The following is a 16,906-nucleotide window of genomic DNA, read 5'->3' on the forward strand; positions in this document are numbered from 1 at the left end:
CAGGGAGCATGACCATGTATCAACCGAGTGCAAAAGCTGCGCAGATCATCGAAGCCATCGAAGGGTTCGTCCGCGACCAGGTTCGCCCGCTGGAGCAGGAGATGCAGCTGAACTGGGCGCGCCCGCATCCTCAGGCAGTCTTGCGGCAAGTATGGAAGCGCTCCAGCGAGCAGGGCCTTTACACCCTCATGCTGCCAGAGGCCATGGGGGGTGCAGGTTTGAGCGTGGCTGACCTGTGCGCTGTGAAGGAAGCCACGGTGCTGACCGGTTCGATGCTCGCCCCGCATGTACTGGGCGAGCTGTCCGGGCCGCCGCGGGTGGGCCACCTGCTCAAAGTGGCCAGCCCCTATCAGGTGGAGCATTTCCTGCAGCCGGTGTGCCGCGCCGAGAAAGCCGTGTGCTTCGCCCTGACCGAGGCCGAGGCAGGTTCGGACGCCACTGCCATCCGCACCCAGGCGCGCCGCGACGGTGATCACTACGTGCTGAGCGGCAGCAAGCGTTACATCTCTGGTGCCACTTACGCCGACCTGGCGGTGTTGCTGGCCGTGACCGGGCCCGGGCAGGGCGCGCAGGGCATTTCGGCGTTTTTCGTCGACCTCAAGGCGCCGGGCGTGCGTGTCGAAAGCGACTATGCGGTGATGTCCGGTGGTGGGGCTCATGGCGACATCGTGCTGGATGAGGTGCGCGTGCCAGCGGCCAACCTGATTGGCGAGGAGGGCCAAGGGTTCAAGCTGGCCATGGGGCGCATTACCCTCAACCGGCTGCTGCATTGCCCGACCTTGCTGGGCATGGCCGGCCTGGCCCTGAACCTGTCGATCGAGCATGCCCGTAGCCGCAAGCAGTTCGGCCAGCCGATCGCCATGTTCCAGGCGGTCAACCATATGATCGCCGACATGGCCACTGAGCTGCACGCAGCACGCAGCATGGTCTACGCCACTGCGCAGGTGAACGATGCCGGCGGTGACATCCGGACCCAGGCGCCGATGTGCAAGCTGTTCGTCTCCGAGGCCGCATTCCGCATTGCCGACAAGGCCGTGCAGGTGCATGGCGGTGCCGGGTTGATGCAGGGCCACCCGGTGGAATGGATTTTCCGTGCCACCCGAATGATGCGCATCCTGACCGGTACCAGTGAAATCCAGCGCAACACCATCGCCAAAGGCGTGCTGATGCCCGCGTGACCCTCGGGCCGCCACTGCGGCGGCCTTTTGTTACATTCCACAACAATAACAAGAGTAATCGCCATGACTGTGGATGCTTCCCTGCCCAACCCCCGTACGGCCTGGATGGTGGCCGTGCTGCTGGCCCTGCTGATGCTGGTCAATTTTCTCGACAAGGTGGTGATCGGTCTGGTCGCGGTGCCGATGAGCGCCGAACTGGGCCTGACGGCGACTGAGTTCGGGCTCATTGGCGGTGCTTTGCACTGGTTTTTCGCCCTGTCCGCCGTGGTCGGAGGCTTCATGGCCAACCGGCGCCCCACTCGCACACTGCTATTGGGCATGGGCCTGTTCTGGGCGGTGATCCAGTTGCCGATGCTGTTCGCCACTTCACTGTGGGCCATCGTTGCCTGCCGCGTGCTGCTGGGCATCGGTGAGGGGCCGGCATCGCCGGTCGCCACTCATGCGCTGTACAAGTGGTTCCCCAATGACCGTCGCAACCTGCCTGTGGCGCTGCTGCATGCCGGTAGCGCCATGGGGCTGCTGGTGGCTGGCGCGATGATCCCCTGGGTCAGCCTGCACTACGGCTGGCGCACCAACTTCATCATCCTTTCGCTGATCGGCCTGGTGTGGTGCCTGTTGTGGTGGCGGCTGGGGCAGGAGGGCACCCTTGAGCGCCTGCGCGCCAGCCAGCTCAAGAGCGATGAGCCGGCCATACCGTATCGCAAGCTGCTGAGTGACCCCAGCGTGATGGGCAACTACCTCTGCCACTTCGCCGCCAACTGGTCGCTGGCCCTGACGCTTACCTGGGTGCCCAGTTATCTGCAGGTCGGCCTGGGCATCGACCCGCTGCAGACGGGGCGGATCTTTGTGATGTTCGTGGTGGTGACCACGCCGTTGAGCCTGTTGATGGCCTGGTTGTCACAACGCCTGATGCGCCGTGGCGTATCGTCGCGCGTGGCGCGCGGCGTATTCGTCTCGCTGTGCCTGATACTTGCCGGGCTGCTGTCTGCGTCGCTGGTGTTGCCAGGCCTGAGCACCGCCGTGCGGGTTGGCGCACTGACTTTAAGTGGCGGGCTGGCACTGGTCATGTACTCCGTGGGGCCGGCCATGCTCGCCGAGTTCACCCCGACGGCCCAGCGGGGCGGGGTGCTTGCGATCGGTAACGGTATCGCTTCGCTGGCCGGCCTGGCTGCGCCAGTGATAACCGGGGTGCTGGTGCAAGGCGCAGGCGCCGAGCACCCTGCAGGGTATGCCCAGGGCTTTCTGGTCTGTGGCGCCGTACTGGTCGTGGCCGGGCTGGCGGGCCTGGTGACCTTGAACCCGCAGCGCACCCTGAAGCGCCTGGGTGAACCGGTTGCGGTCGAGCATGGCGTGCCGGCGCGCTCTCAGACAGCCAGCTGAACCCCGGGCACCGACCCGAGCGGCGCGTCATCGCCGCCGATCAGCTCACCACGCCAACGGCCGCCGAGTACCAGTTCGATCAGCAGCCCGCGCACCAGGTCGTGCAAGCAGCCTGCGGCAAACGACATGGGCTTGTGCCGTGAGTGCGCCAGGGCAATGGTGCGGCTGATGCGTGGCTCGACGATGAGCCGTGCCTGCGTAGGTTCCAGCAGCTCGCACAGCGGCGGCCAGTTGCTGATGGTCGCCGCCAGCCCTGCGCGCACCAGGCTGGCGATGCCGGGTGCCGACTGCTGCTCGTAGGCGGCCGCCAACGGCACGCCGGCTTCCATGGCCGCCTGTTCGATGCGCCGGCGCAGGTGCAGTGCCTTTGGTGGCAGCACCAGCCGCGTGGCGGCGGCTTCGGCCAGGGTAATGGTGTCGGCGGCGCCGGCAGCTGAAGGGCCGACCCAGTACAGCGCCTCGGTAAAGATCGCCTCGGCTTCGACATGTTCAAGCTCCTCGGCGTTGGGCACCACGCCGAAGTCAACCTTGCCCAGTTCGATGGCCTGGCCACCGTTGCGGCTCAGGCCATCCCACACGGTCAAGGTCACACCGGGAAAGCGCTGTTCGGCACGCTTGAGGATTTCCGGCAGCAGCAGGTCTGCGGCAGTGGCCGGAATGGAAATGGCGACATGCCCCTTGGGGTCACCGCGGCTTGATTTGAGCTCGTCCTTCACCGAATCGAGTTTCTGCACCACCTGGCGGGCCACCTCGTAAAGCTGCCGCCCGGCGTCGGTCAGAACGATGCCGTCGTGCTGGCGGTCGAGCAACTGCATTTCCAGTTCACTCTCCAGCAGGCCGATCTGCCTGCTCAGCGCCGGCTGGGCGATGTAGGCACGACGCGCAGCCGAGGAAAAACTGCCGGCTTCGACGATTGCGATCAGGTAGCGGAGCTGTTTGAGGGTCATCGCAGCGGTTCCAAGGGTATGCCGAACTGATATGGCACGTATCCGAACACGTTATTTGTGGGGTTCGAAGCGTGGCTCCTAGTATCACCCGGAAAGGGCGTGCCAAGGCAAGCCCGCCCGGCCAGGTCAGCCAACAACAACAAGAGGCCAAACCCATGAAACCTGTCGCCCTGCTGCGAAGCATTCTGTTCGTCAATGCCAGCCTGCTGGCCCTTCACCTTGGCGCCACGCCACTCGCGCCACTGCCCCCGCAGCTGACACCCGTGGGTGCCGAGCGTGCACCCAGCAGTGATGGCCGCATACCGGCCTGGAGCGGGGGGCTGCAACCGGGGCAGGTCTCGCTGGCGGTCAACGGCACGCCACTGGACCCCTACGCCGATGAGCAGCCGCTGTATACCATCACTGCGCAGAACTACCCGCACTATCGCGAGCAGCTCACGGCAGGCCAGGTGGCGCTGTTCGAGCGTTACCCCAGCTCTTTTCGCCTGCCGGTCTACCCGTCGCACCGCAGTGTCGCGGTGCCCGCTCGGGTGAGCGAGTGGGCCCGGCACAACGCCGCCAGCGCCCATCTGGTCAATGACGGCAACGGCGTGCAGGGTTTTGCCGGGGTACTGGCGTTTCCGCTGCCACGCAATGGCCTGCAGGTACTGTGGAACCACCTGACGCGGCCACGCAACGGCAGTTACAGCTTGGCGTCGGACAGCATCACCCCCCGTCGTGATGGTCGCTTCGTCATGTTCAGCGCGCAGCAAACCTTCGCCCGGCCCGATGTGCTGCCTGGCGGGCAGGCAAGCAACGTACTGTATTACCTGAGCTACCGCATGACCGCGCCATCGCGCCTGGCAGGTGATGCCTTGGTGTTGCACGAAACCCTCGACCAGGTTGCCCAGCCGCGCCTGTCGTGGTTGTACAGCAGCAGCCAGCGGCGCGTCAGGCGCGCGCCTGCAGTGGCCTATGACAACATCAGCCCGGGCACTGCCGGGCTGCGCACCGCCGACAGCCGCGACATGTTCAACGGTGCCCCCGACCTTTACCACTGGACCCTGGTCGGCAAGAAAACCCTGCACGTACCCTACAACAGTTATCGCCTGGCTTCACCACAGCTCAGCTACACCGCGCTGATCGGCCAGGGCCACGTCAACCCGCAGCCAACACGCTACGAATTGCACCGGGTATGGGAGCTGGTCGGTACCCTCAAGCCTGGGGCCGAGCACATCTATGCCAGCCGCCGCTATTACCTGGACGAGGACAGCTGGGCCATCGTCGAAGCAGACTTCTTCGACCGCCAAGGGCGGCTGTGGCGCACGGCCCAGGCGCACAGTTACTACCACGTCACCGGGCAGGCACTGGTCAACGCCATGGAGGTGATCTACGACCTGCGCAGCGGGCGTTATCAACTGTCGGGCCTGACCAACGAGCAACCCAAGCCGTTCACCTTCGATCTGCGCACCAGCGCTTCGTACTTCTCGCCTGGGGCGCTGCGCAGCCAAGGGCTGCGTTGAGCACCCAGGGTCACACACAGGACAGCCGATGAGTTCCGATCACCATTACAGCGCCTGGGAGCGCTGGTTGCTGGGGCCTGGCAAGCCACCTGACCCGCGCTTCACCCTGGCCAATGAACGCACCTTTCTGGCATGGCTACGCACCGCCCTGGCACTGCTGGGTGGTGCCATTGCCCTTGAAACCTTTGCCGCGCATGCCTGGCCACAGTCCGGGCGCCTGGCCATGGAGTTCGCGTTGCTGCTGGCGAGCCTGCTGGTAAGCCTGGGGGCTGGGTGGCGCTGGCTGGTGGTGGAACGCGCACTGCGTCGCGATGCGCCATTGCCGCTGCCACGGCTGGTACCGCTGCTGAGCGTGGCCTGCGCGCTGGCTTGCGCGGCACTGGTGCCGCTGTTATGGGGGCGTTGGCATGGCTGACGGCACTGTCGACACCGGTTTGCAGGCCGAGCGTACGGTGTTGGCCTGGCGACGAACACAGTTGTCTTTACTGGTGCTGGCTTGCCTGGCATGGCGCGGCGGCATGGAGGCTGTGGCGGGCGCGGCAGTGTTGTTGGCGCTGCTGGGCAGGGTACGCGAACGCGCCATCTACCGCCGCGGCCTGGCCATGTTGCGCAGCGAGCGCGGCTGGGCAGCTGCGCGCACCGTACCGCTGACTGCGTTACTGGTGGCCGGGTTGGCGCTAGGGGTGTGGTTGCGCCGCACTGCTTAGCGCGGCGCTATTGGGTGCTCAGGGCGTGACGATATTGAAGCGCCCGTCAGGCTCATCCAGCCCAGCCATGAAACGCATGAACTTCATGCGCTCACCGCTGATGTCGATACCTCCCGCTTTGGCTTCCTTGAGAAAACCGGTCTGCTTCAGGGCGATGCGGTCCAGGGTGGCCTTGCTCATGTTGATCTGCACATCCGCTTTGGCGTGTTGCGCGTGATCGCGGTGGGTGAGCACGCCGTTGCGCAGGGTAAGGGCGTACTCTTCGTTGAGGTCGGTGAAGCGCCAGTTGATGGTCAGGTCCTGCTCTGCCGCCTTGGCTGCATCGACGCGCACACCCAGGTAGTCGAAGAACAGCGTCGGGGTCAGTGCGCGTACCAGGTCGTCGGCGCTGCCGCCTTTGCTGGCACCGGCCGCTACGCCGTTACGCAGTTCCTGCGCACCGGTCAGGTAAGCGTTGCGCCAGGTGGCGTTCTCGCTCTGGTAGCCCAGTTGCTCCAGGGCATCGGCTTGCAGGTCACGTGCAGCGCTGTTATCGGATTGGGCGAACACCAGGTGCCGGGTGAGCTCCGCCACCCAGCGGTAGTCGCCCTTGCCGTACGCCTCGCGCGCCAGTGTCAGCACCCGCTCGCTGCCGCCCAGCGCCGCCACATAGCGCTGGCCTGCCTCGCTTGGCGGCAAGGGGTTGAGGGTCGCCGGGTTGCCGTCGTAGAAGCCCATGTAGCGCTGATACACCGCCCGCACGTTGTGGCTGAGCGAGCCGTAGTAGTCGCGGCTGTACCATTTGCTGGCCAGCCGGGGTGGCAGCGAGGTCAGTTCGGCCGCGATCTCGGTAGGGGTCAGGCCGCGGTTGAGCAGGCGCAGCGTCTGGCTGTCGAGGAAGGCGTACATGTCACGCTGATCGGCCAGGTACTCACGGATCGCCGCGCCGCCCCAGGTTGGCCAATGGTGCTGGGCGAACACCACCTCGGCCTGATCGCCGTAGCGCAGCAGCGACTGGTCCAGGTAGTGCGCCCAGACCTTGGCATCGCGCACCTGTGCGCCACGCAGGGTCAGTATGTTGTGCTGCACATGGGAGGCGTTTTCGGCCATGCACAGGGCTTTGAACGCAGGGAACCACAGGTTCATCTCGGCGGGTGCTTCAGTGCCGGGCGTGAGCTGGAACTCGATATCGACGCCATCGATACGCAGGGTTTCGAACGGTTTTTCGATCAGCCGAGTCGGGGCGATAAGGCTGACTGTGGCATTGGCCGGCACACCCTTGCCCAGCCCCGCGTCAACCTGGCCGCGTGGCCCGCGTGGCAGCGGCGCACCATACATGTACTGCGCCCGGCGCTTCATCGCCGGCCCGGCCAGTACGTTCTCGCTGATGGCATGTTCGAAGAAACCTTGAGGGGCAATGACCTGGACCTTGCCGGCCTTTACGTCGGCCTCGTCGACCACCCCGCGCACGCCGCCGAAATGATCGACGTGTGGGTGGGTGTAGATCACCGCCACCACCGGGCGTTGCGGGCGATGCCTGAAGTACATGGCCAGCCCGGCCCGGGCGGTCTCGACCGACAGCAGCGGGTCCATCACGATCAGCCCGTGCTCGCCTTCGATCAGGGTCATGTTGGCCAGGTCCAGGCCGCGTACCTGGTAGATGCGGTCGGTGACCTTGAACAGCCCGGCGATGGTATTGAGTTGGGCGATGCGCCACAGGCTGGGGTTGACCGTTGCCGGTGCCTCGCCCTTGAGGAAGGCGTAGCGCTGCAGGTCCCAGACCGTTTTGCCATCGGCATTGAGCACCGCCTGGTCGACGCTTTCCAGCAGGCCGCGGCGGGCGTTGTCGAAGTCAGCCCGGTCGTCGAAAGGCAGGCGCTGCAGCCATTGCTGGTTGCTTTGGCGCGTCAGGTCGGTGGCATCCTTGGCCGGTGCCTGGGCAAGCACCGCAGAGGGCAGGGCGAGGGCCAGCAGGGTGGGCAGGTAGCGTAGGCGCATGGGGTGGTCCTTGTTGTTATGGGGGCAACCACTCTAAGGACAGAGGTTGCCGGCAAACCAATACCACTCTTGCATGGGTGGCCATACCTGAATGCGATGGCTCAGCCGCCGCGTATGTCCATGATGCGCGCTACCAGCCAGGCCAGTGCCGGGTCGTGCTGACGGTGGGCAAGGTACACCAGTTCCAGCTCGAAGGGCTCCAGGGCGAAGGGCAGGTCAAAGACCTGCAAGGGCAGTAGCTGGGCGAAATGGCGGGCCAGTGCGGTGGGCAAGACCACGCACAGGTCGGAGCTGGCGGCCAGGTGCGCGGCCTGCAGGTAATTGGGCGTGGTGTAGGCAATGCGCCGGGCAAGGCCCTGCTCGGCCAGCCACTGGTCGACCATGCCCCGGGTCTGGCCGCCATGCACCCACAAGTGACGCAAGCCCAGGAAGGCTTGCAGATCGAGCGCGCCATCGACCTCTGGATGCCCTTGGCGCACTGCCACGTGCAGGGTTTCGCTGCGCCAGTGGCGGCGCTCGTAGCGCGCCGGCACATCGTCGAAGCGCCCCAGCACCAGGTCGAGTTCGCCACGGTCGAGGGCGTCGGCCGGCAGGTTGGGCGCCAGATGCAGTACGTCCACACGCAAATGCGGCGCTTGGGTTTGCAAGGTGGCCAGCAGCCTGGGCATGCACAATTGTTCGGCGAAGTCGGTCAGGGCGATGCGCAGTTGCCTGTGGCTGCGGCCCGGGTCGAAGCTGTCGCCGGCGCCGAGCGTCTGCTCGATCTGTTGCAGGGCCGCGCGAATCGGCCCTTCCAGGGCCAGGGCGCGTGGGGTAGGGCGCATACGTCGGCCGACCCGCACCAGCAGCGGGTCACCGAGAACGTCCCGTAGGCGCGCCAAGGCGTTGCTCACTGTAGGCTGGGTCAACGCCAGACGCTCGGCAGCGCGTGACACGTTCTGTTCACGCAGCAGCATGTCCAGCACGCGCAGCAAGTTGAGATCGAAGTTGGATATATTCATGTGGAAAATACATGGGATGGAAAATTAGAATTTCAAAAATAGTAGGCGCCTGACTAGGGTGAGGGCAATGCCTTCACCTACCGAATCAGGAGTGTCACGTGTGAGTACTTCCTACAACGTTCAGCAGACGGCCGTGATCGGGGCCGGGACCATGGGCCGCGGCATCGTCATCAGCCTGGCCCGTGCCGGGCTGCCTGTGCTGTGGCTGGACAACGACCCCAGCGCCACCGAGGCAGGCCTTGCCATGCTCGCGCAGACTTGGGCCCAGCAGGTCGCCAAAGGCCGTATCGACCAGGCCCAGGCCGATGCCTACCTGGCGCGGGTGCGGCAGGTAACGGCCTACACCGAGCTGGCCGAGGCCGACCTGGTGATTGAAGCGGTGTACGAAAACCTGGCGCTCAAGCAAGAGATCTTCCGCACCCTGGACAGCACGCTCAAGCCTGAAGCTATCCTGGCCAGCAATACCTCGGCGCTGGACATCGATGCCATCGCCGCCGTCACCGGGCGGCCTGAACAGGTGTTGGGGCTGCACTTTTTCAGCCCGGCGCATGTGATGAAGCTGCTGGAGGTGGTGCGCGGGCAGCTTACCGCGCCCGCAGTGCTGGACGCGGCTGTGGCGCTGGGCCAGCGCATGGGCAAGGAGGTGGTGGTGGCAGGCAACTGCCCCGGTTTCATCGGCAACCGCATGCTGCGTACCTATGTCGCCGAGGCCCGGCAGTTGCTGCTCGAGGGCGCCACACCGCGGCAGGTGGACGAGGCGCTTCAGGGGTTCGGCTTTGCCATGGGCCCGTTCCGCATGTATGACGTGGTCGGCATCGACCTGGAGTGGCGCGCACGTCAACTGGCCGGGGAGGGGATGGATGCCCCGTTGGTCCAGGTCGACAATGCCTTGTGCGCGCTCGGCCGTTTCGGGCAGAAGGTTGGCCAGGGCTATTACCGTTACGCACCCGGCAGCCGCGAAGCCTTGCATGACCCCGAGGTCGATGCCTTGGTGCTCAAGGTCGCTCAGGACCTGGGCGTGCGTCGGCGCGCGATCGACGACGAAGAGATCCGTGAGCGCTGCCTGCTGGCGCTGGTCAATGAAGGGGCGAAAATTCTCGAACAGGGCATAGCCAGTGGTAGCCAGGACATCGACCGGGTCTACTTGCATGGGTATGGCTTCCCGGCAGAGACCGGCGGGCCGATGTGCTGGGCCGATCAACAAGGGCTAGGGGTACTGCTGGCCAGGCTGGAGCGGCTGCAGGGCCTGTTTGGCGAGCACTGGCGACCTGCTGGCCTGCTGATGCGCCTGGTCGCGGCCGGCAAGCGGCTGGCTGACGTGAGCGAGGGCCGCGCATGAACTACCGAGCCCCCCTGCGTGACATGCAGTTCGTCCTGCATGAAGTCTTCGATGTGACGCAACATTGCGCCCGCCTGGGCAACGGCCTGGACCGTGAAACCATCGATGGCATCCTTGAACAAGGCGCCCGCTTTGCCAGCGAGGTGGTGGCCCCGCTCAATCGCCAGGGCGACGAGCAGGGCTGCCGCCTGGAGCAGGGGCAGGTGCTGACCCCCGAAGGCTTCCGCCAGGCCTACCGGCTGTATGTCGAGCAGGGCTGGGGCGGCATGACCGGCCCGGCCGAGCACGATGGCCAAGGCCTGCCGCAGATGGTTGCAGCCTGTTTTCACGAAATGCTGATGAGCGCCTCGCTGGCGTTTCGGATCTATTCGGGCCTCACCGAGGGTGCTGTGCTGGCCCTGCACCGGCATGGCAGCCCGGCGCTCAAGCGCGACTACCTGGGTAAGCTGGTCAGCGGCGAGTGGGCCGGCACCATGTGCCTGACCGAGCCGCAGGCTGGCACCGACCTGGCGCTGCTGCGTACCCGTGCCGAGCCGCAAGGCGATGGCAGCTATCGCATCAGTGGCAGCAAGATCTTCATCAGCGGCGGCGACCAGGACCTGACCGACAACATCATCCACCTGGTGCTGGCCCGCCTGCCCGATGCGCCGGCCGGAGTGCGCGGCATCAGCCTGTTCCTGGTGCCCAAGTTCGAGTGCGCGGCTGACGGTGGACCGGGCGTGCCCAACGCGCTGGGCTGCGGTGCCCTCGAGCACAAGATGGGCATCAAGGGGGCTGCCACCTGCGTGATGAACTTCGACGGCGCCCGCGGCTGGCTGGTGGGTGAGGCCAACCAGGGCCTGGCCTGCATGTTCACCATGATGAACGATGCGCGCTTTCAGGTGGGGCTGCAGGGGCTGGGCATTGCCGAAGCGGCGTTCCAGGGCGGCCTGACTTATGCCCGTGAGCGCTTGCAGTCGCGCAGCCTGGCCGGCCCGGTGGCGCCCGAGCGCAGCGCCGACCCGATCATCTGCCACCCTGACGTGCGGCGCATGCTGCTGACCCAGAAGACCCTCAGCGAGGGCTGCCGGATGCTGGCGGCCTACGCCGCCCAGGCGCTCGACCTGGAACAGGGTGCGGCGCAGCCTGAAGTGCAGGCCGCCGCCGGGCGTCGGGCGGCGCTGCTGATTCCGGTGGTCAAAGCCTTCCTCACCGATGTCGGCCAAGAGGTCGCCAGCCTGGGCGTGCAGCTGTATGGCGGCCATGGCTACATTCGCGAGTGGGGCATGGAGCAGTTGATGCGCGACAGCCGGATCACCCAGCTGTATGAGGGTACCAATGGCATCCAGGCCCTGGACCTTGTGCGCCGCAAGGTACTGGCCGACGGCGGCGAGCAGCTGCGCCTGTTGATCGATGAACTGCTGGAGGCGGCGCACGCGTGCCGCGCAGATGACCTGACGGGGATGGCCGAGGCAGTGACCCTGCGCTTGCAGGAGTGGCGCAACCTGAGCGCCGAGGTGCTCGACGCATGCCGCTGCGACCCCCAGGAAATTGGAGCGGTGTCGGTCGATTTTCTTGCCTATTCAGGCTATGTGCTGCTGGCTGCGTTGTGGCTGCGGGCGGCCGAGCGGGCCAGTGCGGCACTGGCCGTCGGCAGCGGCGACAGCGCGTTCTACCAGGCCAAGTTGCACGCAGCGGACTTTTACTGGCGGCGCATCCTGCCGCGCGCAAGTGCCCACTGTGAGGCGTTGCGTGGCGGCGCCCCGTGCCTGATGAGCCTGGATGAAGCGCACTTCGCCTTCTGATCGCTGTGCCGTTCACCCACAAGAACAAAAGGAACATGAACATGCAGCCATTCAGTTTTGCCACCACCGCCCAGCTGCTCTGTGAACCGGGCGCCGCTGGCCGCCTGGCCCAGCTGTGCCAGCAACGCGGCGTGCGCCGTGTGATGATCGTCACTGACCCCGGTATCGTCAGCCTGGGGATGCTTGACGACGTACTGCCTGGCTTCACCCGGGCGAACCTGAGCGCGGCGATTTTCAGTGACGTCAGCGCCGACCCCAGCCATGCCTGCGTGCTGGCTGCCGTCGGCCGGGCCCGGCATATCGGTGCCGAGCTGATTGTCGGTTTCGGTGGCGGCAGCTCCATGGATGTCGCCAAACTGGTGGCGCTGCTGGCCCACCCAGGGTGCGACCAGACCCTGGAGGCGGTGTATGGCATAGACCAGGCCAAGGGCCAGCGCCTGCCCCTGATTCAGGTCCCTACCACCGCCGGCACCGGCTCGGAGGTCACGCCCATTGCCGTGATCACCACCGGCGAGTGCGCCAAGATGGCGGTGATTTCACCGCTGCTGCTGCCTGACCTTGCGCTGCTCGATGCCGAGCGCACCCTGGGCCTGCCACCGGCGATCACCGCCGCCACGGGCATCGACGCGATGGTCCATGCCATCGAAGCCAGCACCAGCAAGTTCAAACGCAACCCACTGTCCAGCTTGCTGGCTCGCGAGGCCTTGACACTGCTGGCAGGCAACCTCGACCAGGCGGTGCACAACGGCGGTAATCTGCATGCCCGTCAGGCCATGCTGCTGGGGGCCTGCCTGGCCGGCCAGGCGTTCGCCAACGCACCGGTGGCTGCGGTGCACGCCTTGGCCTACCCGCTGGGGGCGCGTTTTCACGTACCGCACGGGCTGGCCAATGCCTTGGTGCTGCCGCATGTCATGAGCTTCAACCGTAGCGAGGCATTCGCCGACTACGCGGCGCTGGCGCCGGCGCTGTTGGGCGAGCGGCTGGTGCCTGGCGGCCCCCATGAGTTGTGCAGCCAGTTCATTGCCGAGCTGGAGCAATTGGCACCACGCTGCGGCTTGCCGAACCGGTTGCGTGATGTCGGCGTGCCCCGGCACAGCTTGCAACAGCTTGCCGAAGAGGCCCTGCAGCAGCAGCGCCTGCTGGTGAACAACCCGCGCAAGGTCACCCTCGCCGATGCTGTCGAACTCTACCAGGCGGCGTTCTGATCATGGCCAGGGAACGCCCGTTACGCGGCGCCTATCGCCACTTCCAGCCGATCACCACGCGCTGGCACGACAACGACCTGTATGGGCATGTGAACAATGTCGTCTACTACGGGTTTTTTGACAGCGCCGTGAACACCTGGCTGATCGAGCATGCCGGTCTGGATATCCACCGCGACCCGGTCGTGGCCTATGTGGTCGGGTCTGCTTGTGACTACTTCGCCGCGGTCGCCTTTCCGCAACGCATCGAAGTGGGTATCGCGGTCACGGGCACAGGTAACAGCTCGGTGCACTACGCGCTGGCCGTGTTCGTCGAGGGCGAGCCTGAAGCGTGCGCAGCCGGTCGCTTTACCCATGTGTTCGTTGACCGTCGTGAGCAGCGCGCGGTTGCCATACCAGGCAAGGTGCGCAGGGCCTTGGAACTGTTGGCTGTTTGAGGTCATCTGGGGGGCGCTCGATTGACGCCCCCCCACCCCAGCCAGGCCCCCGAACGCCTCGCCCAACCTCCGCCCAGGCCATAACAATCCGGCATGGCACTGATCCGAAGACGCTATTTGTGAGCCCGCTTTCACTGCCCCGATAATCCACATTACCGATACCGCCAGCCTGGGCGGCCGGTACCTCATCTGTGGTACCCCACCTTTCACTCTCGAATAAAACAACAAGAGGTTAAGAGTGAGCGTATACATCCATTTCTGCCGGCGCCAAGCGCCGCTGGCGGCTCTATGCTGCCTGCTCGCCACCCCGGCGGCTGCCCTGCAATTCCAGGCCGGCCCGCTCGAAGGCCGCTTCGATACGGCGCTTTCTTTCGGCACCGCCGTCAGTACAGCCAACCCCGACAAGCAGCTGTTGCAGGCCGCCAACAGTAATGACGGCCGGCGGAACTACCGCTCGGGTGATGTGTTCTCGGCCATTTTCAAAGCAACCCATGACCTGGAACTGCAGCGGGACAACGTCGGGGTGTTTCTGCGCGGCACCTACTGGTATGACACGGTGCAACGCGACCACAGCCAGCGTGCTGTCGACATCGACGACCACAACCGCCAGGCATCGGCCAAAACCGCCGCAGCGGAACTGCTCGATGCGTTTGCCTATGCCCTCTACGACATCGACGGTGAGCCCGGCTCAGTGCGCCTTGGCAATCAGGTGGTGAACTGGGGCGAAAGCCTGTTCATTCAGGGGGGCTGAACGTGATCAGCCCGTTCAATCAGGCCGCACTGCGCCGGCCAGGCTCAGAGGTCAAAGACGCGCTGGCGCCGGTCAACCTGTTGTATGTCACGCAAAACCTCAACCAGGCCCTGTCATTCGACGCCTTCTACCAACTGGACTGGGAGCAGACCCGGTTGGACAACTGTGCGACCTTCTTCTCCGGCAATGACTTCATGCCCGAGGGCTGCCAAGGCCTGGATGTCGGTGGGCAGATGGTCACCAACCCGGGGGTTTCCCAAGCGCTGGCGTCCATGGGCGTGACGCTTGCCGATGAGGGCGTGCGCGTGCCGCGCGGGGCCGACCAGGATGCGCGCAATGGAGGCCAATGGGGTTTTGCCTTGCACTGGTATGTCCAGTCGCTGGATACCGAGTTTGGCCTGTTCGCGGCCAACTACCACAGCCGCTCTCCCTACCTGGGTACCGTCAGCAGCCGCTACTTCGCCAATACCGGTTTTGCCAGGGACTTGTGCGGCAACATTGGCGTGCCCCTGTCCGGCTGCGGTGCCTTCCTGGCTTCGAGCGCGGGGCAGACCTTGGCCGGCGCCCTGCGCATGGGAACCTCGCAGTACCTGGCGCAGTACCCTGAGGATATCCGGCTCTACGGCATCACCTTCGCCACCACCCTGCACAACGGTACCGCTGTGCAGGGGGAGTTGAGTCACCGCCCCAACCAGCCGGTGCAGCTCAACGGCAACGATGTACTGCAGTCGCTGCTCAACGCCCCGGGCCGCAGCCCGCTCAACGCCGAAGGCCTGCGCCCTTCGACCGACGATACGTTGTTCGACGGTTATCGACGCAAAGAGGTGACCCAGGCCCAAGTGTCGGCAGTGCAAGCGTTCAGCCAGGTCATGGGGGCCAACCAGCTGCTGTTGATGGGGGAGGTGGGCGCAACCTATGTGGGTGGGCTCGAGGGGCGTTTCGGGCCGCGCTATGGCCGCTCCGGGGCCTACGGCAACGGAGAGCTGGCCGACAACAGCCTTTGCCAGGCGATTTCGAAAAGCCCTGGCGACTGCAGCGGCGAAGGGTTCGTCACGCCGTTTTCCTGGGGCTACCGCCTGCGCGCGACCTGGAGCTATCAGAACCTGGTCCCGGGCGTGGACATCCGTCCCAACCTGGCCTGGTCCCACGATGTGAAAGGCTATTCGCCTGCCGACGGCTCGGGCTTCAATGAAGGCTCGCGCTCGATCAGCCTGGGCGTCGACGTGGCGCTGGCCACCAAGTACTGGGCAAGCCTTGCCTACACCGATTATCTCGATGGCGATTACGGCACCCGCGGCGACCGCGACTATGTGGCATTCAGCGTGGGCGCCAACTTCTAGACCAACCCAGGAGCAAGACAATGTCCAAACGCAGCATGCACGCTTCACCCGCCAACCTGCCGGCCATCGCTCTGATGCTGGCCAGTACACTTGCCCCGGGCATGGCCAGCAGCGCACCGGCAGAGCAGGGCGTGATGCAAGGGTTTCCACCCGCACCGCAGTTGCGCGTGAACCAGGCCAACGCGTTCCAGCCACCTTACCTGCGCTGGTCCATGCGCCACGCCCGCGAGGTTTCGCCGACCCGGGGCATCGGCCGCGCTTCCACACCGTTAGCCTTGCCAGCAGGTACCGAGCTGCCACTGGACCAGGTGGCGTTCAATGCCGGCGAGCAGCCCCTGACGTTGGCGAGCTACCTGCAACAGACCAGCACCGACGGGCTTATCGTGCTGCACCGTGGCCAGGTGGTGTACGAGCGTTATCTGGAGGGCTTCCAACCCGGCCAGCCGCATATCTGGGCCTCGATGACCAAGTCGGTGACTGGCCTGATCGCCGCCCAACTGATCGCCGAAGGCACGCTGGACCCGCAACGTACACTGGCGCATTACGTGCCGGAACTCAGCGGCACGCCGTTTGGCGAGGCGACGGTGCAAGCCAACCTCGACATGCAGGTGGCTGTGGAGTACCCGCCGCAAGTGCCGCCGGACCTTGGGCTGTTTGCCGCTACCGGGTTGATACCTCGGGCCGAGGGCATGCCGGGGGATATCTACAGTTTCCTCCAGCACGCACGAAAGGCGTCCGGCTCAGGCGCCAAACCGTTGTTCTTCTACCAGAACGGTTCACCCGAAGCGTTGGCCTGGGCGCTGCGGCGCATCACCGGGCTGAACTGGGCCCAACTGGTTGAACAACGTATCTGGTCACGCTTTGCCCAGGACGATGCCTATGTTCAAGTCGACCCGCTCGGTACCGAGATGGCCAGCGGCGGTATCAGCTGCAACCTGCGCGACAGCGCGCGCTTCGCCGAACGGGTGCGCCGTGAGCTGGCCCGTGACGTCAAGGATGACAGCTTCAACCAAGCGGTGCGCAGCACTTTCCAGCCCGCCGACCCGGCGTTGTTTGCCCAAGGCAACCTTGCCCCCGGCCGCCCGGGCTACGCTTATCGCAACTACTGGTTCCAGAAAAATGATGGCGACGGCTCAGTCGAGGCCAGCGGGCGCTTCGGCCAGAAAATCTATATCAACCCGCGCCGCGAAGTGGTGATCGTCAAGCTCTCGGCCACTGCCGACCAGGCCCGGCGCGCCACCCGTGCCGACGGTGAGGCGAAAGTCACTGCGCGCGTGGTGGACTCGCCGGCGACGTTCAACGGCATGGTCACTGCGGTGTTGGCGGCGCTGCCGGGTTGAGCGGTGTGGGGCGCCTGGCAA

At 65.4% G+C, this 16,906-nt stretch carries 13 protein-coding genes and 1 pseudogene; 11 read left to right on the plus strand and 3 right to left on the minus strand.

Annotation, left to right across the window (positions count from 1 at the left end; translation table 11 throughout):
* The first annotated feature begins 14 nt into the window (after positions 1–14).
* Together ACMGGN_RS06805 and ACMGGN_RS06810 are read left to right on the plus strand one after the other, a co-directional pair.
* Positions 15–1,178 carry an acyl-CoA dehydrogenase family protein gene (locus ACMGGN_RS06805; RefSeq protein WP_414156588.1) on the plus strand — a complete coding sequence of 388 codons (1,164 nt, stop codon included), beginning with the start codon at positions 15–17 and terminating at the stop codon, positions 1,176–1,178.
* 105 nt (positions 1,179–1,283) lie between these two features.
* Positions 1,284–2,558, plus strand: coding sequence for an MFS transporter (locus ACMGGN_RS06810; protein ID WP_177433158.1), 1,275 nt, complete (start codon positions 1,284–1,286; stop codon positions 2,556–2,558).
* On the opposite strand, the gene ACMGGN_RS06815 is transcribed toward ACMGGN_RS06810, so the two are convergent.
* Positions 2,543–3,505: a LysR family transcriptional regulator gene (locus ACMGGN_RS06815; protein ID WP_404602099.1), complete on the minus strand. Its 963-nt coding sequence runs from the start codon at positions 3,503–3,505 to the stop codon at positions 2,543–2,545. The genes ACMGGN_RS06810 and ACMGGN_RS06815 overlap by 16 nt on opposite strands.
* 155 nt (positions 3,506–3,660) lie before the next feature.
* Here ACMGGN_RS06815 and ACMGGN_RS06820 point away from each other — a divergent pair, with 155 nt between their 5' ends.
* From ACMGGN_RS06820 to ACMGGN_RS06830, 3 genes are read left to right on the plus strand one after another with little or no spacing between them, the layout of a single operon-like run.
* Positions 3,661–5,007: a DUF1329 domain-containing protein gene (locus ACMGGN_RS06820; protein ID WP_414156589.1), complete on the plus strand. Its 1,347-nt coding sequence runs from the start codon at positions 3,661–3,663 to the stop codon at positions 5,005–5,007.
* 28 nt (positions 5,008–5,035) lie between these two features.
* Complete coding sequence (locus ACMGGN_RS06825) at positions 5,036–5,422, plus strand: YidH family protein (protein ID WP_012314999.1); 387 nt, start codon at positions 5,036–5,038, stop codon at positions 5,420–5,422.
* Positions 5,415–5,714 carry a DUF202 domain-containing protein gene (locus tag ACMGGN_RS06830; protein ID WP_196996580.1) on the plus strand — a complete coding sequence of 100 codons (300 nt, stop codon included), beginning with the start codon at positions 5,415–5,417 and terminating at the stop codon, positions 5,712–5,714. Before ACMGGN_RS06825 ends, ACMGGN_RS06830 begins: the two co-directional genes overlap by 8 nt.
* Positions 5,715–5,732: 18 nt before the next feature.
* Here ACMGGN_RS06830 and ACMGGN_RS06835 read toward each other — a convergent pair whose 3' ends face one another.
* The gene (locus ACMGGN_RS06835; RefSeq protein WP_414156590.1) at positions 5,733–7,691 is read right to left on the minus strand and encodes an alkyl/aryl-sulfatase; all 1,959 of its coding nucleotides are present in this window, start codon (positions 7,689–7,691) and stop codon (positions 5,733–5,735) included.
* Between the two features lie 101 nt (positions 7,692–7,792).
* The gene (locus ACMGGN_RS06840; protein ID WP_012314996.1) at positions 7,793–8,692 is read right to left on the minus strand and encodes a LysR family transcriptional regulator; all 900 of its coding nucleotides are present in this window, start codon (positions 8,690–8,692) and stop codon (positions 7,793–7,795) included.
* A gap of 67 nt (positions 8,693–8,759) precedes the next feature.
* Between ACMGGN_RS06840 and ACMGGN_RS06845 the strand changes: the two genes are divergently transcribed.
* The 6 genes and pseudogenes from ACMGGN_RS06845 (at position 8,760) to ACMGGN_RS06870 (ending at position 16,885) form a co-directional block, all read left to right on the plus strand.
* The gene (locus ACMGGN_RS06845) at positions 8,760–10,031 is read left to right on the plus strand and encodes a 3-hydroxyacyl-CoA dehydrogenase NAD-binding domain-containing protein (protein ID WP_414156591.1); all 1,272 of its coding nucleotides are present in this window, start codon (positions 8,760–8,762) and stop codon (positions 10,029–10,031) included.
* The gene (locus ACMGGN_RS06850) at positions 10,028–11,815 is read left to right on the plus strand and encodes an acyl-CoA dehydrogenase C-terminal domain-containing protein (protein ID WP_414156592.1); all 1,788 of its coding nucleotides are present in this window, start codon (positions 10,028–10,030) and stop codon (positions 11,813–11,815) included. Before ACMGGN_RS06845 ends, ACMGGN_RS06850 begins: the two co-directional genes overlap by 4 nt.
* Positions 11,816–11,856: 41 nt before the next feature.
* Positions 11,857–13,020, plus strand: coding sequence for an iron-containing alcohol dehydrogenase (locus ACMGGN_RS06855; protein ID WP_414156593.1), 1,164 nt, complete (start codon positions 11,857–11,859; stop codon positions 13,018–13,020).
* A gap of 2 nt (positions 13,021–13,022) precedes the next feature.
* Positions 13,023–13,454, plus strand: a complete 432-nt coding sequence (locus ACMGGN_RS06860) for an acyl-CoA thioesterase (RefSeq protein ID WP_115274428.1) — start codon at positions 13,023–13,025, stop codon at positions 13,452–13,454.
* A 238-nt stretch (positions 13,455–13,692) separates the two neighbouring features.
* Positions 13,693–15,545: pseudogene (locus ACMGGN_RS06865) on the plus strand (DUF1302 domain-containing protein).
* A 20-nt stretch (positions 15,546–15,565) separates the two neighbouring features.
* Entirely contained in the window at positions 15,566–16,885 is a 1,320-nt protein-coding gene (locus ACMGGN_RS06870; RefSeq protein WP_046785773.1) for a serine hydrolase domain-containing protein, read from the plus strand.
* Positions 16,886–16,906: the final 21 nt, after the last annotated feature.

Source organism: Pseudomonas sp. BNK-30, from assembly GCF_047456185.1.
Taxonomy (GTDB): Bacteria; Pseudomonadota; Gammaproteobacteria; order Pseudomonadales; family Pseudomonadaceae; genus Aquipseudomonas; species Aquipseudomonas putida_E.

Bases quoted from the DNA above. Each gene is read 5' to 3' on its own strand.
- ACMGGN_RS06805 (WP_414156588.1), top strand. From the start codon at position 15: ATGTATCAACCGAGTGCAAAAGCTGCGCAGATCATCGAAGCCATCGAA.
- ACMGGN_RS06810 (WP_177433158.1), top strand. From the start codon at position 1,284: ATGGTGGCCGTGCTGCTGGCCCTGCTGATGCTGGTCAATTTTCTCGAC.
- ACMGGN_RS06815 (WP_404602099.1), bottom strand. From the start codon at position 3,505: ATGACCCTCAAACAGCTCCGCTACCTGATCGCAATCGTCGAAGCCGGC.
- ACMGGN_RS06820 (WP_414156589.1), top strand. From the start codon at position 3,661: ATGAAACCTGTCGCCCTGCTGCGAAGCATTCTGTTCGTCAATGCCAGC.
- ACMGGN_RS06825 (WP_012314999.1), top strand. From the start codon at position 5,036: ATGAGTTCCGATCACCATTACAGCGCCTGGGAGCGCTGGTTGCTGGGG.
- ACMGGN_RS06830 (WP_196996580.1), top strand. From the start codon at position 5,415: ATGGCTGACGGCACTGTCGACACCGGTTTGCAGGCCGAGCGTACGGTG.
- ACMGGN_RS06835 (WP_414156590.1), bottom strand. From the start codon at position 7,691: ATGCGCCTACGCTACCTGCCCACCCTGCTGGCCCTCGCCCTGCCCTCT.
- ACMGGN_RS06840 (WP_012314996.1), bottom strand. From the start codon at position 8,692: ATGAATATATCCAACTTCGATCTCAACTTGCTGCGCGTGCTGGACATG.
- ACMGGN_RS06845 (WP_414156591.1), top strand. From the start codon at position 8,760: ATGCCTTCACCTACCGAATCAGGAGTGTCACGTGTGAGTACTTCCTAC.
- ACMGGN_RS06850 (WP_414156592.1), top strand. From the start codon at position 10,028: ATGAACTACCGAGCCCCCCTGCGTGACATGCAGTTCGTCCTGCATGAA.
- ACMGGN_RS06855 (WP_414156593.1), top strand. From the start codon at position 11,857: ATGCAGCCATTCAGTTTTGCCACCACCGCCCAGCTGCTCTGTGAACCG.
- ACMGGN_RS06860 (WP_115274428.1), top strand. From the start codon at position 13,023: ATGGCCAGGGAACGCCCGTTACGCGGCGCCTATCGCCACTTCCAGCCG.
- ACMGGN_RS06870 (WP_046785773.1), top strand. From the start codon at position 15,566: ATGTCCAAACGCAGCATGCACGCTTCACCCGCCAACCTGCCGGCCATC.